This window comes from Streptomyces sp. NPDC045287 (genome assembly GCF_056432325.1).
The window spans coordinates 309,688-327,391 of record NZ_JBWKJG010000006.1 but is presented as its reverse complement, the minus strand read 5'-3'; the positions used below and the strand labels follow the sequence as shown (position 1 = coordinate 327,391).

Below are 17,704 nucleotides of genomic sequence, written 5' to 3'. Positions count from 1 at the left end.
CCGTGGCCGCCATGCCCAGGTCCCACAACGATGCAGGCAACCAGAACCCCGCCCCCGCCCCCGACACCCCTTCCGCCCCCGCGGGCGGGAAGCATCCGGTCGACGAGACGCTCCCGCCCGTCCGCATGCTCACCAGCGGCCTCCAGCACGTGGCCGCCATGTACGCGGGCGTGGTCGCCCCGCCGCTGATCGTCGGAGCGGCCGTCGGCCTCTCCGCCACCGAACTGACCTTCCTCACCGGCGCCAGCCTCTTCACCGCCGGACTGGCCACCTTCCTCCAGACCCTCGGCGTCTGGAAGATCGGCGCCCGGCTGCCGTTCGTCAACGGCGTCACCTTCGCCGGCGTCGCCCCCATGCTCGCCATCGTCGACACGACGGACGACAAGGCCGACGCCCTCCCCGTCATCTTCGGCGCGATCATCGTCGCCGGCGCCCTCGGTTTCCTGGCGGCGCCCTGGTTCAGCAAACTCGTCCGCTTCTTCCCGCCCGTCGTCACCGGCACGGTCATCACCCTGATCGGCGTCTCCCTGCTGCCCGTCGCCTTCGGCTGGGCGCAGGGGCCGAACCCCGCCGCCGACGACTACGGCTCCACGACGTACCTGACGCTGGCGGCCGTGACCCTGGTGGTCGTACTGCTGTTGCGCCGCTTCACCCGCGGCTTCGTCAAGCAGATCGCGGTCCTCATCGGCCTCGTCCTCGGCACCCTGATCGCCATACCGTTCGGCGTCACGGACTTCAGCCCGGTCGTCGAGGCGGACCTCGTGGGCTTCCCCACGCCGTTCCACTTCGGCGCCCCGCAGTTCGCCGTCGCCGCGATCATCTCCATGTGCGTGGTCATGCTCGTGTCGATGACCGAGTCCACCGCGGACATGCTGGCGCTCGGCGAGATCGTCGGCAGGCCCGCGGACGAGCGGACCATCGCGGGGGGTCTGCGCGCCGACACCCTCGGCTCGGCGATCAGCCCCTTCTTCAACGGCTTCATGTGCAGCGCCTTCGCCCAGAACATCGGCCTCGTCGCGATGACCCGCATCCGCAGCCGCTTCGTCGTGGCCGTGGGCGGCGGCTTCCTGGTCCTCATGGGCCTGTGTCCCATGGCGGCGTCGCTCATCGCGGTCGTGCCGCGCCCGGTCCTCGGCGGCGCCGGTGTCGTCCTCTTCGGGTCGGTCGCCGCGAGCGGCATCCAGACCCTCGTCCGGGCGGGCCTGGAGAAGGACAACAACGTCCTCATCGTCGCCGTGTCGCTGGCCGTCGGGATCATCCCGATCACCGCGCCGGAGTTCTACCACGCCTTCCCGGAGACCGCGAAGATCATCCTGGACTCCGGCATCTCCACCGGCTGTGTCGCGGCCGTCCTCCTCAACCTCGTCTTCAACCACATCGGTGCCGCGGCCCGCCGCGACTCCGACGACGTGACGGCCCCCATGGAGCCGGGCGACGAGATCACCGAGGTCCGTACGGCGAAACCCGCCCCGGCCCACTGACCCGCGGGTCGGCAGCCGCCACGGCCCCGCGCGACGACGTGCGCGCGGGGCCGGAGCCGTCGGTCACCGGGCCCTGTCGAGCTGCTCCGTCAGCACCGCGACTCGCTGCCGCAGCGCCGCCGTCTCCTCCGACCGCCCGGCCGTGGCGGACCCCTCCGGTCCCAGGGCCTCCACCAGGACGGCCACCTCCGCCTCGGCCTCGGCGGACCGTCCGGCGTGGAGGAGGTTCAGCACCAGGCCGTACCGGGCGTTCAGCACCACCGGCGCGCCCGGTGGCACGACCGGGGCGAAATCGGCCATGAGCGCGCGCAGTTGCTCCACGACCTCGTCGTGCCGGCACAGCCGGTACAGGAGGTGGGCGCGGCGGTCGAGGAGCCGCAGCCGTTCGTTGTAGGCGCGTTCGCGGGCCGGACCGACCGCCCGCCGTCCCGCTCCCGCACCTCACTGCGGGGGCGGGCCGGTCTCAGCCGGGCGGCGTCCCCTTCCACGCCATGAGGTTGCTGAACAGCTCCGCCTGCTCGATCGCGTCGTCCAGCGCGTGGTGGGTGTGCCGGCGGGTCGACAACAGCTCGCGCGGCATCGTCCGCTTGGCGACGGCGCGCAGCGGCATGCGCGCCTTGGTGGCGTACAGCGTCTTCATGTCCAGGCACCCCGAGTGCCCGAACGGGCTCTCGCCGGTGAACCGGATCAGGTACCAGTACAGGAACGTCCAGTCGTACGAGGCGGGGTAGCCGCACATCACCGGCTGGGCGCCCCGGCCCACCTCCCGCACCCACGCGGTGAACTCCCGCAGCGCCACCGCCGGTTCGGCGCCCTCGGCGCGCAGCCGCTCCCGGTCCAGGCCGCTGACCGCGAGTGCCTCGGGGACGAAGTCGTCGCTGATCGGCCGCAGTTCCCGGTAGAACGTCGCCGCCTCGGGATCGGCCGGTGCGTACCCGTCGGCGCCCTGCCGACCGGCGACGGCGGCGCCGACGCTGAGCATCGAGTACGGGCCGGGGATGGGCCCGTCGGCTTCGATGTCGACGGAGATGTACAGGCTGGGGCGGGGACGCTGGAGCATGCCACGGCGCGGGCCCGGGTCCCAGCGGATATCCGGAGCCCGCACCGGCCGGGAGCCGTCGGCCCACTCCCCGCAGGCCGTACCGGCGCCGCCGGACCCCGGGGCGCGGGCGGACCGCCGCCGCGCCCGGCACCCGTCACCGTCCCCCCTCCGCCCGCCGCCGGCACTCCTCGGCGAGCCACGGGTAGGCCTGTGCGATCGCCGCGTAGATCCGCCGCCGCAGCAACCGCTCCGCCTCCGCCCGCCCCGAGGCGGCGAACAGCCCGTCCAGCAGCGCGTCGTACGACCGCAGCGCGCTCCGCAGGTACCCGACCTGCCACCGGGCCAGGCCCCCGGCCGCCCCGTCGTCCGCCCCGGCCCCGCCGACCTCCCGCCGGTACCGCACCGCCCGTCGCTCCAGCTCCGCGGGCGGCAGGATCGGCACCCGGATCGGCTCGGCCCGCAGCGTCGCCAGCACGGCCCGCCGCCTCCGCTCGGCCGCCACCCGCGGCCCCACCAGCCCCGCGGCCCCGCCGGCCCGCGCGCACACCCCGAACTCCCGCGCCCGCTCGACGGCCTCCACCCGCGCCAGCAGGTACAGCCGCACGGGCGCCCCCGCCCCCTGCCGCGGGCTGCGCCCCTGCACGTCCGGCAGTCCCAGGAAGTCCCGCACCATCCCGTCGGTCCACCCCCGCGACCGCAACCCCTCCAGCGACACGAAGATCGTACGATCCGTCACGACTCCCCCTGATTCGACTACTCACGGTGACGAATCCAGTGAAGCGCACCCCACTGACAACGCCCCCGACGGCCCGCCCGGCTCATACGGGACGCCACCGCCACCCGTCCCCGGAGGAGCGAACCCACCGGACACCCCACCGCGAAGGACCACCACATGACCCTCACCCGCCTCACCCGGAAGGCCCTCACCGCCGCCGTCGGCGCCCTCACCGCGGCGTCCGCCGTCCTCGCCACCGCCGGCAGCGCCACCGCGACCGCCCAGGCGGCACCCTGCTGGCCCAAGAGCGGCAGCTACTTCTACTGGTGCAACAACATCCCCGGCGCACCCGTGTACTCGCCGAAGGACTTCAAGACGGTCGTCGGCTACATGCACTCCAACCCGTCGTGGTTCCAGTGCCGCTACGAGTACGGCCCGAATCACGGCGGCCCCCACCCCACGCGCTGGCTCTACACGCAGGCCGACAACGGCGCGTGGGGCCACATGAACGACAACCACATCGCCAGCGAGACCGACCCGGTCCCCGTCTGCCCCTGACCCCGCCCGTCCCCCGGGAGGCCCCGCCCCGCACAGGCGGCACGGGGCGGGGCGGGGCCTCCCGGCCGTGCGCGCCCGCCGGATAACCTCGTGGCCGCGAGCGGACGGTCTGGGGGAGAGTTGCAGAGGGCGCGGTACGACCAGCGGGTGCTGACCCTGGTGGAGGTGAGGGGCCCCGAGCGGGACCACGACGAGGCGCAGGAGTGGTTCGGGCAGCGCGGCTGGCCCGTGTTGGGCCGCTGGCCCTGCGGCGAGGGCCCCACGGCCGGGGTCCTGCGGGCGCGCCCCGACAGCGTCGTGTTCCTGGTGGAGGTGCGCTTCTTTGGCGCGCGCAACAAGCGGACCGGCCAGGCCGCCGCCTGGCGCGTCGACGGCCTGGCCAGGACCGCCAGGCTCCAGGTGTACGTACGCCGCACCGAACTCGTCGACCCGGACCGCGAACACCTGCCGCACTGGCGGGTCGTCACGACCGGCCACCGGCCCGCGCCGCCCCCGGCGCCCCGCCCCCGCGCGGCGGCCGTCCGCTTCCGCCTCCTCGCGCACCGGGCCCGGCTCATGGAGGCCCTCGGCCGCCACGACACCGGCGAGTTCGCCTCCGGGACGCCCTCCGAGGCCCGCCGGCTCGCCCGGACGGCACTGGAACCGGGCGCGCCGCCGCCGACCGGCGTGGACGCCCGCCCGACGGACCGCCGGGGGCGCGGTGGCCGCCCCCTCGACAGGGAGGAGCAGGTCGAGCGCGGCGTGCTGCGCCTCGCCCCCTGGCTGGGCCTGCTGTCCTTCGCCACGGTGGTCGCGCGTGCGGCGCGCGGCGGGGCGGTGGCGTTCTGGGTGCTCGTGGCCGCCGGCTCCCTCCTCGCGGCCCTGCGCGCGGCCGACCGCGTCTCACCGCACCGGAAGGCGGAGGGCCGCGCGGCCTGCCTGGTCGCGGCGGCCGTCCTGGTGACGCTGCTCCACACCGACTACCTGTCCGGCACCTCCGTCGCGCTCACCCCGCTCCAGGCGCTGGTCACCTGCGTGACGCTGTTCACCGTCACCGGGTGCTACCTGCTGGTGCGGCAGTGGACCTGGGGGGACTGGCTGACCTGGGGCGCCCCCCTGGCCGGCTCGCTCGTCGTCTCCGGTGTCGTCGCGTCCGGCTCGGTGCTCCACGCCTTCTACGCGGACGCCCTGGACCTGAACCCGCAGGACCTCGACGTACCCGGACTGTGGCAGGCGGCCTCGGCCGTGAAGCTCCTCAGCTTCCTCGCCCTCGTCCTCCTGGCCCCGGCGGCGTGGGGCACGCTGAAGCACCTCCACTGCATCCGCCCGCGCGACGGGTCCAACGTCGCGCTGTACGCCCTGCTCCTCGTCGCGATCGTCGTGAGCGTCGGCGGCCTGGCGGCCCAGTCGGCGGCGAGCGCCGCCGAAGCCACCAAGGCGGCCGCCCGCGACCGCCGCACGCCGCCCCCGTACTTCGGGGTGAAGCCCAAGTGGACCTGCGTCCGCCCCGTCGTCCCGGCGGACCGCCTCCCCTCCGACGGCGGCGCCCTCGCCTCCCCGGCGGCCCGCCCCTACCTCCTGATCTCCGTCGCCGGCGGCAACGCGGTCCTGTGGGACGCCGACGCCACCCCGGACCCGGGCGCCTTCAAACTCCCCGCGAACCGCCTCCAACTCCTCCCGGCCCCCTCCCCGAACACCGACTGCCGGGCGGAAGGGCAGGCGGGACCCGGCCGACCGCGATCCGCTAGGAGATGAGAGCCCGCTGTTCCCCCGTGACCCACTCGCGCAGCTTCTCGCGCGTCGCGGCGTCAGTCGAGTAGACGACGGTGCCCATCATCCCGCGGGTGAGGAGGACCTTGTAGGTGTTCCGGATGAGCAGGTCGACATCGGCGTCGGGCGTGGAGCGCTTGAAGGCGGGGTCCTTCGACTGGGTTCGGTCGATCACCCAGCGTCCGTCGCGCCAGACGAGGTCCGGCCCGATGATGACCCCGCTCCAGTCGTACTCGAAGCCCTGCGCCGTGTACACGCAGCCGATCTGCCCGAAACCGGCCGGATCCGTGGCCCACAGGGCGGACGGGGGAGCACCGGCGACCCCACGGTCGCCGTAGACGTTCCAAGGGCGGGCCCAGTCACCGATCACCACGTCGGCCGGAAGGGGTTTCCCCGGAGACGTCTCCTTGGACCACTTCCAGCAGAAGCCCGCCGACATGCGCGCGCCGTACCCCTGGGCACGCTTGCTCTCGAGCAACGCCTCCATCTCGTGAGGGCTGTCCGCTACCAGAAGCTCCATCTTGCCGTCGGGTTCCCACCGCTGTGGGCCCTCTCCCTCGAGACCCAGCAGCCGCAGTACCCATTGGAGGTAGGCGTCGCTGCCGCCGCAGCGGAACTGGCTGTCCAGGGGGATGACCGTGCAGGGCAGGTCCTTGGCGGCGGCAGCTTCCCGGATCTGGTGGACGGTGCCCATTTCGCCGGGCCGCACGACCTGGTGTTCGTCGAGCAGGAAGACCGGCACCCGTGCGGCGTCGATCAACTCCTCGACCTGCGGCCTGTCGCTGCGCTGGGCGGCAGGGGTGTACCGGTTGGCCGAAGTCTTCCGCATCCGGTGCGCCTCGTCGCAGATGATCACGTCGAGGGCGTTCCGTTCGGCGGTCATGAAGCTGTTGAAGTACTTGAAGAGGTCCTGCACCTCGCGCTTACGGGCTCCCGCGACCTTGCGCATGGTCTTGGTGAAGGACTGGGACCCCGTGGCGTGCATCGCGGTGCGGCCCTGCCGGTAGAGCTCACCGAGCAGGGACAGAGCGATGACGCTCTTGCCCGTCCCCGGCCCGCCGGTGACGACGACGACTTCCTTCCGGTCGGCCTGTGCCGCCTTCCGTACGGCGCGCATCACGGTTTCGAAGGCCACCCGCTGCTCATCCAGGAGGACGAACTGCTCGCGCTCCCGCACTTCCTGGGCGGCGACGGCCATGAGCTGCTTGGACGGCGCGATCTTCCCGGCGAGCAGCTCGTCCGCCGCGGCCGCGCCGTTGACGGGCGCCAGCCGCTCCTGGAGGAAGCGGACGAAGGCCCCCCGCCGCTCTTCGCTGAAGAGCCGCCCGCGCTCGCTCTCCCCGACCTCGCCGAGGCCGGTGATGCCGAACTCGGTGGCGTTGTGGAGGTAGGCGGCACCCGCGACGCGGTGCGGGTGGTCGGCGAGGGCTCCGTTGAAGGAGACGAGGTAGTCGCAGTAACCCCGCACCTGCTCGATGGGGTTCAGTACGGGCCGTGGGTACGCGTCGACGCGGCACAGGAGCGGTTCGCCGTCCTCGGGCGCCGCCTGGCTCCACTGCTTGAGCTCCACCACGACGTAGGAGGGCTCCCCGGTCCGCGGATGCACTCCGGCCAGAACGGCGTCGGCTCGCTTGCTGGTGAGGGGCAGCCCGTACTCCATCAGGATCGTGACATCGCCGAGACCTGCCTCCAGCAGCACGCTCATCAGCGCTGGGAGGCTCCGCTTCCAGGACCGCACCTCGGAGTCACCGGGCCTGTGTCCGTGGTCATGGACGAACTGCTCCGTCAGGCGGAGGGACAGCATGCCGCTCAGTCCCTGAGCGGCGGCCATGGAGACGGAATCACGAATCAAGGCGGGCTCCCGGGCAGCACGATATGAGGCGTGCGGGTGGAGGCGTGTCCTGGGAAGGAAGCCCGGCGGGCCGCAAGGGTGATGATGAGAACACTATCCCGGTGTTCATGGCTGGTCCTTGAGGGAGGAGCCTCCCCGGGCGTCGAGGGCCCGGGGAGGCGTGTGCGAGATCGGCTAGCGACGCCGCAGCGTGAACAGCGCCCGCAAGAGGTCGCCGAACTGCCTGATGAGCCGCGGCCGGTCCGCTGAGCGGGTGTTCGACAGCGCGATCTTGAACATGCTGCGGGCCGTGGCGCAGTACACGACGAAGCAGGCGGCGAGGGCGACGATCAGGGCACCGGCGACACCGGTGTCCGGAAGGGAGGAAAGCACGTTTGCACCTTGGGGGTGAGTCCCTGTGACACAGGGAGAGGGAACGTTTCTGCTGAGCCTGGTGGCGAAGAACCGACTCGAAGAAGGGCCTGTGGTCAGGCCGTGGTGCGCGAGATGTCTCGCGGGGTCCGTTCGAGACCGCCGGCTGCGCCGCGGGCGAGGGGGAGGTGCGGCCCCCAGGGGACGGGAAGGGCGGTGTTTCGAGACGCGGTCACGCGTGCTCTCCTTACGGTTGGAGGGCCTGGTCGACTTCGACAGCCCGGTGGGTTCCGTAAAACAGCTTCCCCGAAGTTACACGATCCGTGATCGCTTTGGCCATGGGTTATCCGGTCGTCCTCGTCGTCCGCTCCGTGTGCTGCCCGGACCGAGGTAGGGTCACCGCCAGCACCCCGCGCCGCGAGGCGCGCCGACGAACGCGGAGGTCGCAACCGTGACGGCAGCTGGCACGCCTTCGGGGCCCAGGCACGTGCCGCCGCGCAAGGAGCACTGGTTCCAGCCCCGCCGCTCCAGTTACAGCTGGGAGCAGGACGGCCTCGACCACATCCGGCAGCTGATGCCCAAGGCTGAGCCGTACCGGGCGTGGGCCACCTTCTCCTTCACCGCCGCGTCCGGACGCACCAACGAGTGCGACTTGTTCATCGCCGTTCCCGGCGGACTGTACCTGCTCGAACTCAAGGGTCACCCGGGGCGTGTGGTCAACCACGGCGACACGTGGCAGTTCCACGCCGACCGCGTCCGCACCCTGAAGAACCCGCTGCACCTCACCGACCTCAAGTGCAAAGAACTCAAAGGGCAGTTGCAGCACGCCGCACGCTCCATGGGTGTCGACCCGCGGCGCGTGCCCTTCATCAAGCCGGCCGTGTTCCTGCACTCGCCCGGGCTCGTCAGCGAACTGGACCAGTTCCAGCGGCTCAACGTCTACGGGCGCAACGACGAGTCGGGCGGACTCGCCCGCGTCTGGGACGACCTCCTCGGTAAGCCACCGGAGCGGGAGAGCTGGCGCATCACACCGCAGACCGCCCAGTTGCTCGAGCAACTGATGCAGCGGATCGGCATCAGCCATTCCACCGCCCACCTCCGGTACGGGGACGACTGGAAGCTCGAGCCGGGGGCACTCGATGCCGGGCCCGGCTGGGAGGACCGGCTCGCCTCCCGCGACGACGGGTTGGTCCAGGAGGAGGGCCGCGTACGCGTCTACCTCGTCGAGCAGATGGCGGGTGACGCCGCCAGGCGTGCCGTCGATCGCGCGGCCCGCCGCGAATACCAGGTCCTACAAGGCATCACCCACCGGGGCATCGCCCAGGCGGTCCAGATCCGCCAGCACCAGGGCGGCCCCGCGATCCTGTTCCGCCACCGCCACTCCGACCTGAGGCTGGACGCATACCTCGACGCCTACGGCGGCTCCCTGACCCCCGAGGCACGCCTCGACCTCGTACGCCAGCTCGCCGAGGCCCTTCGCTACGCTCACAACCGCTCGCTGTACCACCGTGCCCTCGCCGCGCGCTCCGTGTACGTCTCCGCCAAGGAGGACGGCACCGACCCCGTGGTGCGGATCACGGATTGGCAGACGGCGGCCCGCGACTTCGACACCACGTCCCTGCGGTCGATCGGCGACACGTCCCTCGACGCGGCACTGATCGAGAACGCCGCCCAGGTCTATCTCGCCCCCGAGACGGACCAGGAATTCGCCGACCCGGTCGACCTGGACCTCTTCGGCCTCGGCGCACTCGCGTACCACGTGCTCACGGGGGAGCCGCCCGCGGCCCACCGCAGCGCCCTCATCGAACGGCTGTCGGCCGAGGGCGGACTCCATCCGTACGCGGTCGCCGACGGCCTCTCCGACGCCCTGGACGAGCTCGTGTACCGGGCGACCCGCGCGGAGGTCGTCGACCGGCTGCCGTCCGCCGACCGCTTCCTGGACCTGCTCGACGAGGCCGAGCAGAACGCGGTGGTGCCCGAGCGCGCGGCGGTGGAGGAGACGGACCCGCTGACGGCACTGCCCGGACAGCAGATCGACGGGGAATGGACGGTCAAGCGCGTCCTCGGCACGGGGGCGACGGCCCGGGCCCTCCTCGTGGAGAGGGTCGTGGAGGAGGCCGTCGATCCGGACGGCAGGGCCGTCGTCGAGGAGCGCGTCCTCAAGATTGCTCTCGACCGCGACAAGGACGCCCGGCTCCATGCGGAGGCGAACGCCCTGAAGCAGGTGGGAGGCGGTCGCATCGTCCGCCTCCTCGAAGACCCGCGGGAGATCGCCGGCCACACGGTCCTGGCGCTGGAGTACGCGGGCGAGTCCTCGCTGGGCGCCAGGTTGCGCGGTGAAGGGCGCCTGACCTACGACCAGTTGGAGCGCTACGGCACCGACCTGTTCATCGCCTTGGACCAGCTTGCCGCCAAAGGCGTGCGCCACCGGGACATCAAGCCCGACAACCTCGGCCTGCACCGCCGCAGCGACGGCTCCTGGGAGCTTCTCCTCTTCGACTTCTCCCTGACCGACGCGTCCGAAAGGGACATCACCGCCGGGACCCGCGGCTATCTCGACCCCTTTCTCGGCAGCCCTCGCCGCTCCCTCTACGACGACCACGCCGAGCGGTACGCGGCGGCCGTCACGCTGCACGAGATGGCGTCCGGCGAGCGGCCGGTCTGGGGCGACGGCCAGAGCGACCCCCGGATGAGCGACGACGTGGAGCTCTTCGTCGCCGCCGAGCTGTTCGAACCGGCGCTCCGGGACGGTCTGACCGCGTTCTTCCAGCGGGCCCTCCACCGCGACGTCGACCGGCGCTTCGACACCTTCAAGCAGATGGAGGACGCCTGGCGGCAGATTTTCCGCACCGCCGACGCCGTCAAGCCGGCCACCACTCCGGCCACCGTCGGCACCCTCGCGGTGACCACCGAGGAGGCCCGCGAGATGGCCGCCGCGGCGGCCGAGTCCACCACGGCGCTCGAGGCGGCGGGCCTCTCGCCGCGGGCGGTCTCCGTCGCCAACGGGCTCGGAGCGGTCACCGTGGGGGAGCTGCTCGACGTACCGCCCCACACCATCGCACGGGCCCGAGGCGCCGGCACGCTGGTACGACGCGAGCTCAACCGCCGTCACAAGCAGTGGACGGCCATGCTGCGCCGCCCGCAGGGCGACACCCCGCCCCATGCGGAGGAGCCCGGCCACCCGGGCGCCGGCGAGGCCGGTCAGGAGGCCGACGCCCAGCGCATCGCGGGAGAGCCCGTCGACCTGCTGGCGCGGCGTCTCACCCCCGCACCGGCTCGCAAGGGAAACCTCAGACCCGAGATCGTACGGCTGACCCTCGGCCTTCCGCGCTCTCCGGAGGAAGGGGGTGCGCTGTCGCCGCTGGGCGTGTGGCCCACGCAGACCGCCATCGCCAAGCACCTCGGCAGCAGCCAGGCCACTGTGTCCCGGCACCACGGCGCCGCGATCGAGGAGTGGGCGGCCACGGACTGGATCACCGCCGTCCGCGACGAGCTCGTGCAGATCCTTGCCCAGTCCGGCCGGGTCATGACGGTCGAGGAAGTCGCCGCGCAACTCCGCGTCCGGCACGGCGCGGGCGACGACACGGCGGAGCGCACGCTCGCCAAGGCGCTCGCCGTCGTGCGCGCCGCAGCCGACGCCGAGGCGCTGAACCGCTCCGACGACGCGGAGCCCCGTCTGGAAGTGCTCCGCAGGGGGCCACGCGTCCTGCTTGCCCTGGACTCGCTCCCCGGTACGGACGATCCGACCCCGCAGGAACTGGCCGACTACGCAGCCGCGCTCGGCGCCGCTGCCGACCGCCTCGCCGCCCAGGACCCGCTGCCGGGCCGGGCCACCGTGGTACGGACACTGCGCGAGGTCGCCGCGCCCGACGGCATGGCGCCCCTGGCCGACACCCGCCTGGTCGGTCTGGCCGCGACGGTCTCGGAGAACGCCGCGGCCTCGCCGCGCCTGGAGCTCTACCCCCACGACCTGGGCCTGGCCCGCGCCCTGCGGATCTCCCAGGCCCCGGCCGGGGTGCGCCGCGAGACGGGCATATCGATCAGCGAGCTGGTCTCCCGGGTCAAGGCGCGTTTCCCCTCTCTCCCGGTCCCCGTGACCCCCACGCACATCGAGATGGAGGACGTGCTCAAGGAGGCGGGTTTCCCGCTGGAGTACGACAGCGTCCGCAAGCGCTTCTTCCCGCCGGCCGCCGACGGCGTTCGCTGGACCAGCTCGACCTCCACCCGTACCAGCGTCCTCGTCGCAGAGGCGCGGGCGGCCGCGGCGGCGGGGCGCGACCCTCAGGCGGTCCTGCGCGCCAAGTTGTCGACCGCCGCCGAGCGCGGTGGCTTCCTCGCCCTCACCCTCAAGGGGACGGAACTGCCCGGCACGGCCGAGAGCCTGGCGAGCGCGTTTCCGGTCTTCGCCGTGGACGTCAACACCGAGTTCCTGCAGGTCTTCCGCGCGTTGGCCGACGAGCTCGGGACGGACTGGCGGAAGGTGCTGCGCGCGGACGCCGCCTTCACGGCGAGTGGCGAGCTGAAGCCGGGCCTGCGGTCATACGTCCAGCGGGTCACCGATCGTCTGGCCGGCCGCCTCGTCGAGGCGGTTGAGGCCGAGGGTCCCAAGACGGTGCTCTTCCTGCACAACGCCGGTCTTCTGGCGCGGTACTTCGACGGAGGAGGCCACGACCTGCTGGTCACCCTCCAGCAGGCGGCGCGCCGCCCGGCCCGGACACCGCACGGACTGTGGCTGCTCTGCCCGATGGAGGACGCCAGGCAGACCCCCTCCCTCGACGGCCGCACGGTCGAGGTCGTCGACCGCGCCACGGAGTGGGCGGTGCTTGACGCCCTGTTCCTGAAGAGCCTTCGCCCGGAGCGGGAGGCATAGCGGACACAGCCGCATACCGGCTTGCCGATCTCGGGTGTGCCACGGCTCGCGGACTGATAAGCAGATGTTTCGGGGGCTCATCGAACGAGGGTCTCCGCGCGTTCTGCCCAGGAGGTCCTCACCGCATGCCCCGCCAGTACCAGACCGGCCCCTCCCCCTCGAGCGACCCCGGGCTCCACAGGCTGAAAGCCGTCCTCGACGGCTGGCGCGATGCGCTGATCGACATGGGCGGCCGCAACCGCCTGCTCAACTTCCGACACACCAGGACTGCCACGCTCGAACTCAGTTCGCCGCGCGCCGCCGACCTCCTGAACGGCCTCGCACGCGGTTGGGATTTCGCCCCGGTGAGACAGGACCCGGACACCGACGAGGGCGTGCGGCTCTCCAAAGGGCCCGTGGACCCGGGGCTGGTGACGCAGAGGACCAGCCAGCCGGCGCTCAACACCTCCCTCTACCACCTGCGCCAGAAGTCCGCCCAGATGTACAACGACTACGGCCTGTGGGTGCTGTGGTTGGGCGTCGGCATGCTGGACTGGCGGGAGGAAGGCGCGTACGAGACCAGCTCCGCCCCCCTGCTGCTCGTACCGGTCGAGCTGCGCCGGGACGGCAACCGCCGCTACCGCCTGCACCGGGCCGACCACCAGGACCCCATGCACAACCCCGCCCTCACGGTGAAGCTGGAACGACTGGGCGTGGCCTGGAACACCGTCACCGACACGGACGTCTCCGACGTGACCGGGCTGATCTCCGCGGCCCGCGCGGTGGCGGCCGGGCAGGAGGGCTGGAAGGTCGAGGAGCGGACGGTCCTCGGCCTGTTCGCCTCCCACCGCGAGGCCATGTACCAGGACCTCAAGCAGAACGAGGAACGCATCCTTTGTCATCCGCTGGTCAGGGCCATCGCCCTCGGCCCCGACGCGGGACTGCCCGACGACGCCATCAATTTCGAGCCCGCGGACCCGGACCGCATCGACCAGGTCCAGGCACCGGAGAGGACACCGCTGGTCCTCGACGCCGACGCCTCCCAGCGACAGTGCGTCAGCGCCGCCCTCGATGGACGGTCCTTCGTGGTGAGCGGCCCGCCCGGCACCGGCAAGAGCCAGACCATCACCAACATGATCGCCGCACTGATGCACGCCGGACGTACCGTGCTGTTCGTCAGTGAGAAGGCCGCCGCCCTCGATGTCGTCCGCAACCGGCTCCGGGGCGTCGGGCTCGGTGACTTCGTCATGGCCCTCCACAGCGGTGACACCGGCAAGAAGGCCGTCGCCGAGGAACTGCACCGGGTGCTCACCACCGAGGCCCGCGTTACCGGGGCCGCCGAGCATGAACTGGAGCAGGCCCGCAGGCTTCGCGAGGACCTCTCCGGCTACGCCGCCGCCATGAACCAGCTCCGCGACCCGCTGGGGCGCTCCCTGCACGACGTCCTGGGGCGGCTGATCCAGCTGGAGGCGGCCGGCACACCCGTGCTGCCGCTGCCCGGCCAGCACGCGCACATGGTCCGCACGCTGAGCGCCGGAGCCCTGCAGAGCGTCCTCACCGCGGCCAGGTCGATCAGCCGCGCCTGGCGCCCCGCTGCCGAAGGTGACGCCTTCGTCTGGCGCGGGCTGACCGGCAGCGCGCCCCAGCAGGTGCTGTCCGAAGCCGCCGACGCCCTCGCCGCCGTGCGGACCGTCGTCGCGCGCCGCCCCTTCGCCGCCGCGCGGGACGAGCCGGCCACGGCCCGGAGCCTCCAGCAGACCGTAGGGTCCCTCCTCTTCCGGCTCCCGAACGCGGCAACCCCGCAGGACGCCGACCTGCCGCAGGACGTTTCAGGGCCGGGGAAGCAACTCGCCGACCTGCTCGGCGTGCCGTACGGCGACGACTCCCAGGCCGTGTTCGCCCTGTGTGAGCTCGCCGACCTGACGCACGGCACCCACCGGCCCCCGCGCTCCTGGTTCGACGCCGACGCGCTGCACCGGGCACACGAGGCGGCGGACGCCCTGCGCGCGGCATTGAGCGCCGAGACCGAGGCCCGCGAAGCCGCGGAAGACCTGTTCGGTGAGCAGGTACTCACGGCGGAGGACCTTCCCGGACTGGTGCGTCGCTTCGACGAGGACCACACCGGCCTACTCGTCCGGTTCAACGCCCAGTACAAAGCGGACCGCAAGGCCGCGACGGCTCTCACCCGCACGGACGCCTGGACCAAGTCACTGCCCTCCCGTCTCCACCAAGCCCTTGCCTGGCACCGGGCCGCCGCGGAGGTGCGGCGCCTCGCGGACCACCACGCCGCGCTCCTGTCGCCGTACACCCCGCGCACCGAGGAGGAGCTGCAGCCCCTCGGCCGGGCGCTCGCGACTGCCGACCGCATCGCGGAGCTGGCCCCGGACCCCGGGCACCGCGCCCGACTGGCCGATCACCTGGCCGCCGACGCGGACCCGGACCGGCTGGCGACGGCACTCGCGGAGAACGTACGCCGCTGCCTCGGCGACTGGTGCGCCGTCGCCGACCGGCGGCTGGATCGCTGGTCCACCGCTGCCGCAGCGCTGCTGGACCTGTTCGACACCGCGCGGAAGGCTCAGCTGTCGCCTTCGCTGCTGGGCCCGTTCGAGCAGGCACAGGGGGTGCTGGACACCCTGCTCGCCGACCCGCAGGGCCCCGAGGAGTGGCGGACCCACCGCGACGGCCTCGCCGTCCTGTCCCGCCACGGCACCGGTGACCTCGTGGCCGCCGCAGCCGAACGCGGCATCGCCCCCGAGTACCTGCCGACCTTGACCGAGCAGGCGCTGCTCCGCTCCTGGGCCGACGACATCCTCGCCACCGACACGCGCCTGCGCACCACCCGCTCCGAGGACCTCGAGGCACGGGTCACCGACTTTCAGGAGGCGGACCGCAACCTGATCGAGGCGGCGGGCCGCGCGGTCATCGAAGCCTGCAACAAGCGCCGTCCCCGCAGCTTCGCCGGCGGAGCCGCGGCCGTGATCACCAGGGAGGCCGTGAAGAAGACCCGCCACATGCCCGTGCGGGAACTCCTCGACAAGACCCGTGACGTCGTCCACGCCATCAAGCCCTGCTTCATGATGAGCCCCCTCACCGTCAGCCAGTTCCTCCCCGCCGACTTCCGCTTCGACGTCGTCATCTTCGACGAGGCGTCCCAGGTCCGCCCCAGCGACGCCGTCAACTGTGTCTACCGGGGCGACAGCGTCGTCGTCGCCGGTGACGACAAGCAGCTTCCGCCCACCTCGTTCTTCGACGCGTCCGTCGAGGACGACTCCGACGAGTACGCCGAGGACGTCCCGGACTCCTTCGAGTCGCTGCTCCACGCCTGCAAGGCCGGAGCCATGCGGGAACTGCCGCTGCGCTGGCACTACCGCAGCCGCCACGAGAACCTGATCACCTTCAGCAACCGCGAGTTCTACGACAACTCGATGGTGACCTTCCCCGGCGCGCTGGAGGACGGGAACGACGTGGGCGTCGCCTTCTTCCGTACCGACGGCGTGTACGACAAGGGTGGCCGCCGCGACAACCGCCTGGAGGCCGAGTACGTCGCCCGGCGCGTCATCCACCACTTCGACACCCGCCCCGGCCTCACCCTCGGTGTCGTCGCCCTCTCCCAGGCGCAGGCGGCGGCGATCGACCTGGCCGTCCAGCAGGCCCGCATCCAGCGCCCCGACCTGGACCACTGCTTCACCGAGGGCCGCCTCGACGGCTTCTTCGTCAAGAACCTCGAATCCGTGCAGGGCGACGAACGAGACGTCATGATCATGTCCGTCGGGTACGGTCCCGACGAGCGCGGCACGCTCGGCCTCAACTTCGGCCCGATCAACAAGACGGGCGGCTGGCGCCGCCTCAACGTCGCCGTCACCCGGGCCCGCCACCGCATGGAGGTGGTGGCCTCCTTCCACGGCACGCAGCTGAAGGACAGCCCGAACGAGAGCGTCCAGTACCTCAAGCGGTACCTGGAGTACGCGGAGAACGGCCCGGCAGTCCTCGCCAGGGACGTGACGCAGCACGATGCCGAACCCGACAGCCCCTTCGAGGAGTCCGTGCTGGCGGTGCTCCGCGACTGGGGCTACACGGTCCAGCCGCAGGTGGGCGTCGCCGGCTACCGCATCGATCTCGGCGTGCGCCACCCCGAGCTGCCCGGTGCGTACGCCCTCGGCATCGAGTGCGACGGCGCGATGTACCACTCCTCGAAGGCGGCCCGCGACCGGGACCGGCTGCGGGAGCAGGTCCTGATCGGCCTGGGCTGGCGGCTGTACCGCATCTGGGGCACCGACTGGTACCGGGGCCGAGCGGCGGCGGAACTGCGGTTGAAGGAGGCGGTCGAGCAGGCCGTCGCCATGGGCCCGCTGAGCACGGCCCCGGCCCCGGCTGCGCCGTCGTGTGAGCCGGCGGTCCCCGACCCCGAGGAGCCCGCCCCGCCGGCGGCGATCCCGGCGCCTCGCACGTCGACGGAGATCGCGTACGAGCGGGTGCCGGTGGACACGACGGCCCAGCGGGAGTGGGCGGCCCCGTACCGCACGAGCACGGTCGACGTACGGCCGCGGCACGAGCTGCACACCGTGGAGGCCCGCCCGGCCCTGCGCGAGGCGCTGCGGCAGATCATCGAGACGGAGGGTCCCATCCACGAGGACCTGCTGATCCAGCGGGCGCGCGAGGCGTGGGGCGTGACGCGGGCGGGCAACCGCATCAGGGACAACGTCCGAGCGGTCGCGGAGGCCCTCGCCCGCACGGGGACGTTCACCCGTGACGGCGGCTTCTACGACGTGGCGCAGCGTCCGGTACGGAAGGCCCGGCACCCCGAGGGCGGGGAGAAGCCGCGCACCGTGATCCAGATCGCCCCGGCCGAGCGTCGGCGAGCATTGCACGAGCTCGCGGTGGAATGCCCCGGTATGTCGGAGGACGAGCTGATCAAGCTGACGTGCGAGTTCTTCGGTTGGAGGCGGAGGGGCCACGATATCCGGGGCTACCTGGAGACCGACATCGCGGAGCTGTACGCCCGAGGCCGCCTGCAGGGCGGCCCAGACCGCGTTAGCGCGGTGCCGAAGGGCGCGGAGCAGCGGTCCGGCGACCACCGCTGAGCTGGCAGGATGGACGGTCGGTAGGA

10 protein-coding genes are annotated in these 17,704 nt (G+C 72.3%); 5 read left to right on the top strand and 5 right to left on the bottom strand.

Going from position 1 to position 17,704, the window contains the following annotated elements; all coding sequences use genetic code 11:
• Nucleotides 1-2 precede the first annotated feature (2 nt).
• Nucleotides 3-1,481: a nucleobase:cation symporter-2 family protein gene (locus AC07D6_RS13375; protein ID WP_391653303.1), complete on the top strand. Its 1,479-nt coding sequence runs from the start codon at nucleotides 3-5 to the stop codon at nucleotides 1,479-1,481.
• Between the two features lie 63 nt (nucleotides 1,482-1,544).
• Here the strand turns inward: AC07D6_RS13375 and AC07D6_RS13370 are convergent, their stop codons facing one another.
• The 3 genes from AC07D6_RS13370 to AC07D6_RS13360 all read right to left on the bottom strand — a co-directional run bounded on the left by AC07D6_RS13370 (nucleotide 1,545) and on the right by AC07D6_RS13360 (nucleotide 3,259).
• Nucleotides 1,545-1,802, bottom strand: a complete 258-nt coding sequence (locus tag AC07D6_RS13370) for a hypothetical protein (protein ID WP_479043993.1) — start codon at nucleotides 1,800-1,802, stop codon at nucleotides 1,545-1,547.
• A gap of 142 nt (nucleotides 1,803-1,944) precedes the next feature.
• The gene (locus AC07D6_RS13365) at nucleotides 1,945-2,541 is read right to left on the bottom strand and encodes a 3'-5' exonuclease (RefSeq protein ID WP_479043991.1); all 597 of its coding nucleotides are present in this window, start codon (nucleotides 2,539-2,541) and stop codon (nucleotides 1,945-1,947) included.
• A 136-nt stretch (nucleotides 2,542-2,677) separates the two neighbouring features.
• Complete coding sequence (locus AC07D6_RS13360) at nucleotides 2,678-3,259, bottom strand: hypothetical protein (RefSeq protein WP_479043989.1); 582 nt, start codon at nucleotides 3,257-3,259, stop codon at nucleotides 2,678-2,680.
• Between the two features lie 156 nt (nucleotides 3,260-3,415).
• Between AC07D6_RS13360 and AC07D6_RS13355 the strand changes: the two genes are divergently transcribed.
• The gene (locus tag AC07D6_RS13355) at nucleotides 3,416-3,796 is read left to right on the top strand and encodes a hypothetical protein (protein ID WP_315877849.1); all 381 of its coding nucleotides are present in this window, start codon (nucleotides 3,416-3,418) and stop codon (nucleotides 3,794-3,796) included.
• A 120-nt stretch (nucleotides 3,797-3,916) separates the two neighbouring features.
• A complete protein-coding gene (locus AC07D6_RS13350) occupies nucleotides 3,917-5,530 on the top strand; it encodes an NnrS multi-domain protein (RefSeq protein ID WP_479043986.1) in 1,614 nt (537 codons plus the stop codon).
• On the opposite strand, the gene AC07D6_RS13345 is transcribed toward AC07D6_RS13350, so the two are convergent.
• Together AC07D6_RS13345 and AC07D6_RS13340 are read right to left on the bottom strand one after the other, a co-directional pair.
• Nucleotides 5,520-7,376, bottom strand: a complete 1,857-nt coding sequence (locus AC07D6_RS13345; protein ID WP_479044041.1) for a DNA/RNA helicase domain-containing protein — start codon at nucleotides 7,374-7,376, stop codon at nucleotides 5,520-5,522. The genes AC07D6_RS13350 and AC07D6_RS13345 overlap by 11 nt on opposite strands.
• Before the next feature lie 195 nt (nucleotides 7,377-7,571).
• On the bottom strand, nucleotides 7,572-7,769 hold the full coding sequence (locus AC07D6_RS13340) for a hypothetical protein (RefSeq protein WP_479043985.1): 198 nt from the start codon (nucleotides 7,767-7,769) through the stop codon (nucleotides 7,572-7,574).
• A 430-nt stretch (nucleotides 7,770-8,199) separates the two neighbouring features.
• On the opposite strand from AC07D6_RS13340, the gene pglW reads away from it, so the two are divergent.
• Nucleotides 8,200-12,618, top strand: a complete 4,419-nt coding sequence (pglW, locus tag AC07D6_RS13335; protein ID WP_479043983.1) for a BREX system serine/threonine kinase PglW — start codon at nucleotides 8,200-8,202, stop codon at nucleotides 12,616-12,618.
• Nucleotides 12,619-12,743: 125 nt separating this feature from the next.
• The gene (locus tag AC07D6_RS13330) at nucleotides 12,744-17,678 is read left to right on the top strand and encodes a DUF3320 domain-containing protein (RefSeq protein WP_479043980.1); all 4,935 of its coding nucleotides are present in this window, start codon (nucleotides 12,744-12,746) and stop codon (nucleotides 17,676-17,678) included.
• Nucleotides 17,679-17,704: the final 26 nt, after the last annotated feature.

Bases quoted from the DNA above. Each gene is read 5' to 3' on its own strand.
- AC07D6_RS13365 (WP_479043991.1), bottom strand. From the start codon at position 2,541: ATGCTCCAGCGTCCCCGCCCCAGCCTGTACATCTCCGTCGACATCGAA.
- AC07D6_RS13345 (WP_479044041.1), bottom strand. From the start codon at position 7,376: ATGGCCGCCGCTCAGGGACTGAGCGGCATGCTGTCCCTCCGCCTGACG.
- AC07D6_RS13355 (WP_315877849.1), top strand. From the start codon at position 3,416: ATGACCCTCACCCGCCTCACCCGGAAGGCCCTCACCGCCGCCGTCGGC.
- AC07D6_RS13330 (WP_479043980.1), top strand. From the start codon at position 12,744: ATGCCCCGCCAGTACCAGACCGGCCCCTCCCCCTCGAGCGACCCCGGG.